The organism is Streptomyces hokutonensis (genome assembly GCF_000376565.1).
Taxonomy (GTDB): domain Bacteria; phylum Actinomycetota; class Actinomycetes; order Streptomycetales; family Streptomycetaceae; genus Streptomyces; species Streptomyces hokutonensis.
Map to the genome: position 1 here is coordinate 1 of NZ_BARG01000152.1, position 3,989 is coordinate 3,989.

General features: G+C 72.3%; 4 protein-coding genes and 1 pseudogene. 3 read left to right on the forward strand and 2 right to left on the reverse strand.

The annotated features are described in order from the left end of the window. The first annotated feature begins 73 nt into the window (after positions 1–73). Both SSP08S_RS54350 and SSP08S_RS54355 read left to right on the forward strand, forming a co-directional pair. Positions 74–1,141 (forward strand): adenosine deaminase, encoded by a 1,068-nt coding sequence (locus SSP08S_RS54350; protein WP_019076019.1) that lies wholly within the window; start codon positions 74–76, stop codon positions 1,139–1,141. Between the two features lie 37 nt (positions 1,142–1,178). Then, positions 1,179–1,865 carry a glycerophosphodiester phosphodiesterase gene (locus SSP08S_RS54355; protein WP_019076020.1) on the forward strand — a complete coding sequence of 229 codons (687 nt, stop codon included), beginning with the start codon at positions 1,179–1,181 and terminating at the stop codon, positions 1,863–1,865. Here the strand turns inward: SSP08S_RS54355 and SSP08S_RS54360 are convergent. Next, positions 1,849–2,520, reverse strand: coding sequence for an NADPH-dependent F420 reductase (locus SSP08S_RS54360; RefSeq protein WP_078532916.1), 672 nt, complete (start codon positions 2,518–2,520; stop codon positions 1,849–1,851). The genes SSP08S_RS54355 and SSP08S_RS54360 overlap by 17 nt on opposite strands. A gap of 30 nt (positions 2,521–2,550) precedes the next feature. On the opposite strand from SSP08S_RS54360, the gene SSP08S_RS54365 reads away from it, so the two are divergent. Further along, positions 2,551–2,934: a winged helix-turn-helix transcriptional regulator gene (locus SSP08S_RS54365; RefSeq protein WP_019076022.1), complete on the forward strand. Its 384-nt coding sequence runs from the start codon at positions 2,551–2,553 to the stop codon at positions 2,932–2,934. Here the strand turns inward: SSP08S_RS54365 and SSP08S_RS57975 are convergent. Continuing rightward, a pseudogene (locus SSP08S_RS57975) lies at positions 2,916–3,989 on the reverse strand (sigma-70 family RNA polymerase sigma factor); the annotation flags it as partial. The gene SSP08S_RS54365 and the pseudogene SSP08S_RS57975 sit on opposite strands and share 19 nt — an antisense overlap.

Below are 3,989 nucleotides of genomic sequence, written 5' to 3' on the forward strand. Positions count from 1 at the left end.
TCCCGAGTCATCGATCAGCCGATCACCCGCGTCCCGTACGGCACTGCCCGGGGCGCCGTTCCGGGGAGGAACCTTGTCCGACCACAGCGCCGTACCCGCCGCCGGTCAGGCCCGCGAGCTGCATGCCTTCATCGCCGGGCTGCCCAAGGCCGAGCTGCATGTTCATCACGTCGGCTCCGCCTCCCCGCGGATCGTCTCGGAGCTGGCCGCCCGGCACTCCGACTCCTCGGTGCCCAGCGACCCCGAGGCCCTGGTCGACTACTTCAGCTTCACGGACTTCGCGCACTTCATCGACGTGTACCTGTCCGTGGTCGATCTCATTCGGACGCCGGAAGACGTGCGGCTGCTGACGTACGAAGTGGCGCGGGACATGGCCCGGCAGCAGGTGCGGTACGCCGAGCTGACCATCACGCCGTTCTCCTCGACGCGGCGCGGGATCGACGAGCGGGCGTTCATGGACGCGATCGAGGACGCCCGCAAGGCGGCCGAGGCCGAGTTCGGGACCGTGCTGCGGTGGTGCTTCGACATTCCCGGCGAGGCCGGGCTGGAGGCGGCGGAGGAGACCGTGCGGCTGGCCACCGACGACCGGCTGCGGCCGGAGGGGCTGGTGTCGTTCGGGCTCGGCGGGCCGGAGATCGGCGTGCCTCGGCCGCAGTTCAAGCCGTACTTCGACCGGGCCATCGCGGCCGGCCTGCACTCCGTGCCGCACGCCGGTGAGACCACCGGGCCCGAGACGGTGTGGGACGCGCTCAACGACCTGCGCGCCGAGCGCATCGGGCACGGCACCAGTTCCGCGCAGGACCCCAAGCTGCTCGCCCACCTCGCCGAGCACGGCATCGCGCTGGAGGTCTGCCCGACCTCCAACATCGCCACCCGCGCGGTCCGCACCCTCGACGAGCACCCGATCAAGGAGTTCGTCCGGGCAGGGGTCCTCGTCACGATCAACTCCGACGACCCGCCGATGTTCGGCACCGACCTGAACAACGAGTACGCGGTCGCCGCCCGCCTCCTCGACCTCGACGAGCACGGTGTCGCCGACCTCGCGAAGAACGCCGTGGCGGCCTCCTTCCTCGACGCGGCCGGCAAGGCCCGTATCCACGACGAGATCGACAGCTACACCTCGGCGTGGCTCGCGCCCTGACGGTCGGCGCTCCCGCGACAACCAGCACAATGAGCCCATGGAGAACGTGACCGCCGTGGGCCATCGCGGCGACCCCTACCGCGCCCGTGAGAACACCGTCGACTCACTGCGTTCCGCGCTCGAACAGGGCGCGGACGCCGTCGAGTTCGACGTACGAGTGACCCGTGACGGCGTGCCCGTGCTGCTGCACGACGAGACGCTGCAACGGCTGTGGGAAGTGGACCGGCCGCTGAAGTCGCTGTCGGTGGACGAGGTGCGCGGGCTCACGGACGGCGGGGTGCCGACGCTGGTGGAGGCGCTGGCCGCGACCGAGGGCAGCCGGGTGATGGTCGACCTGCCCGGCGCGGCCGACCCGCGCGCCGCGCGCCGGATCGTGGAGGTGATCCGCGAGTACGGGGCGGACGACCGGGCGTACTACTGCGCGGGCGCCGACTCGATGCTCGCCGTGCGCGCGGCCGACCCGTCCGCCGAGATCGCCCTCACCTGGACCTCGCTCGCCCCGCCGCGCCCCGCGGTGCTGGAAGCGGTACGGCCGCGCTGGCTCAACTACCGCTTCACACTGGTGGACCGGGACCTCGTCGCCCGCGTCCACCGCGACGGCTACCTCCTCTCCGTCTGGACCCCCGACACCCGCCGCTCGATGCGCCGACTCCTCGACCTGGGCGTCGACTCGATCACCACCAACCGCGTCGGCGTCCTGTGCGGGCTCAGGAAGAAGGGGTGAGGGCGGCGGCGGGGGCGCGGGGTCCCGCCAACTCCCCCGGCGGAGCTATGGATTGAGCGTCCACCCCCTCCCCCACCCACAACCGGATGAGCAGCGCGGCGGTCGCCTCCAGTAGTGCCGCCCCCTGCTCCAACTCCCCCGCCGCGAAGGGCTCGCAGCCCACGTCCCGCACCAACTGCCGTACGACCGCGAGGGCTTCCTCGTTGTCGCCGCTCAGGGGGACACCCAGGGGGCGGCCGTCGAACACCGGGGGCGTCAGGCGCCAGACGTCCTCGTGGCAGAGGTTGAACGCCTTGACGACGTGGGCCCCGGGGCCCGCGGCGGTGGCGAGTTGCACGGCGGCGGAGGGGACACCCGCGGTGAGCAGACGGAAGCCCTCGCCGACCGGGTTCGTGCAGTCGATCAACACGCGTCCGGTGAGCGGGAGTTGGCGGGCGACCTCGATCGCGGCCCGCCACGGGAGTGCCATCAGTACGGCGTCGGTGCCGAAGTCGGCGGCCTGGTGGAGGGTGCCCCAGGCGCCGTCCCAGCGGCGCGCGAGAACCTCCGCCCGCCCCAAGTCCCGGCCGCCGAACAGTACTTCGTGTCCGGACCGCCGCCATTGCGCGCCCAGCGCGTCCGCCATTCCGCCTGTGCCGAGGATTCCGATTCGCATGGCACGACAGTAGGAAGTGGCTCGGGCACCATGTGGTGCGTGACCTCCGAACCCGTGTTTCTCGCCGACTGCCGGGCCCGGCTCGCCTTCGATCTGCTCGGCAACACCTGGAACTGTGTGGTGCTCTGGGCCCTGCGGCACGGTCCGGAGCGGCCGGGTGAGCTGCGCGGGCGGATCGGCGGAATCAGCCAGAAGGTGCTGACCGAGACCTTGCGGCGGCTGGAGTTCAACGGGCTGGTGGCGCGGCGGTCCTACGGTGGTTCGCCGCCGCGGGTGGAGTACGAACTCACCCCGCTGGGGCGGACGTTGCTCGAACCGATCGACGCGTTCGGGGCCTGGGCGTTCGAGCACGGGGACGAAGTCATGGCCGCGCAGGACGACTTCACGCGCGGCGGTCAGACCCGGGAGGCCTGAGCGACCGTCGCCGGGTCGGTCGGGGTGGTGCGGGTGGCGTACTGGGGTACCGGGGCGTTGTCCTTTCCGGTGTCGCGGGTCAGGCCGTAGCGGGTCGCGCCCTGGGCGGGGCCGGTGGTGATGTCCTGCTCCACGGCGTCCCAGGTGGTGGGGAAGACGTTCAGGCCGTAGTCGGCGCCGCGTTCGTTGACCGTGAGGGTGACGCTGCCGTCGACGTAGAAGTACTCGTTCTGCCACATCTGTTGAGTGCCGGTGGGCAGGACGTCGTAGCCGGTGGTCTTGTTGCCCATGCCGGTGGCGGTGGGGTCGGTGGTGCTGACCGGGTCGTCCATGCGACGGCCGCCGCCCGAGGCCACGTGGAAGAGCTTGCCCTTCAGCGCGGTCCAACTCGGCATGACCAGCGCGCCGGAGCGGTACTGCGGTGAGACCTGCCAGCGGACGAGGACGTAACCCTGGCCGCTGAGCGTCACGTTGTCCCCGCGGTGGTTCATGGTGGCGTGCGCTCCGCCGGTGCTGGTGAGGCCGGAGGCCGGGCGGTGCGGGAGGGCCGCGGGTGGGGTGTCGGGGTTCGGGGCGCGGTCCACGGCGTCGACGACCGAGCCGTACGGGCCGGTCGTCGTCTTCGAGGTGGAAGGGGACGGGGAGGGCGCTCCTGACGGGGAGGGGGGTGCGGTGGTCGCGGTCGTCGCTGCGGACGAGGGGTGGAGGGTGCCGGCCGTCGCCGTGGGGGTCAGAGCCCTCGGGGGTGGGGTGTTCGGGGTGTGGGTGGCCACGTAGACGCCGCCCGCCGCGATCGTCGCGCCCGCCGTCACGGCGACTGCGGGTTTGGTCAGCAGCCCGAGCATCTTGGCCGACCACCCGGCGGACCCACCGCCCGAGCCGACGGTTCCCGCCGCACCGGCGACGGTTCCGGCGGAGCCCGCGGCACCGGAGGCACCGGAGGCACCGGCCACGCCCGCCGAACCCACGGCGCCTGCGCCGTGCACAGCGACCGCCGAGCCCGCGGCTCCAGACAATCCCGTGGAACCGGCGACGCCAGAAGCTCCCGCAGCGCC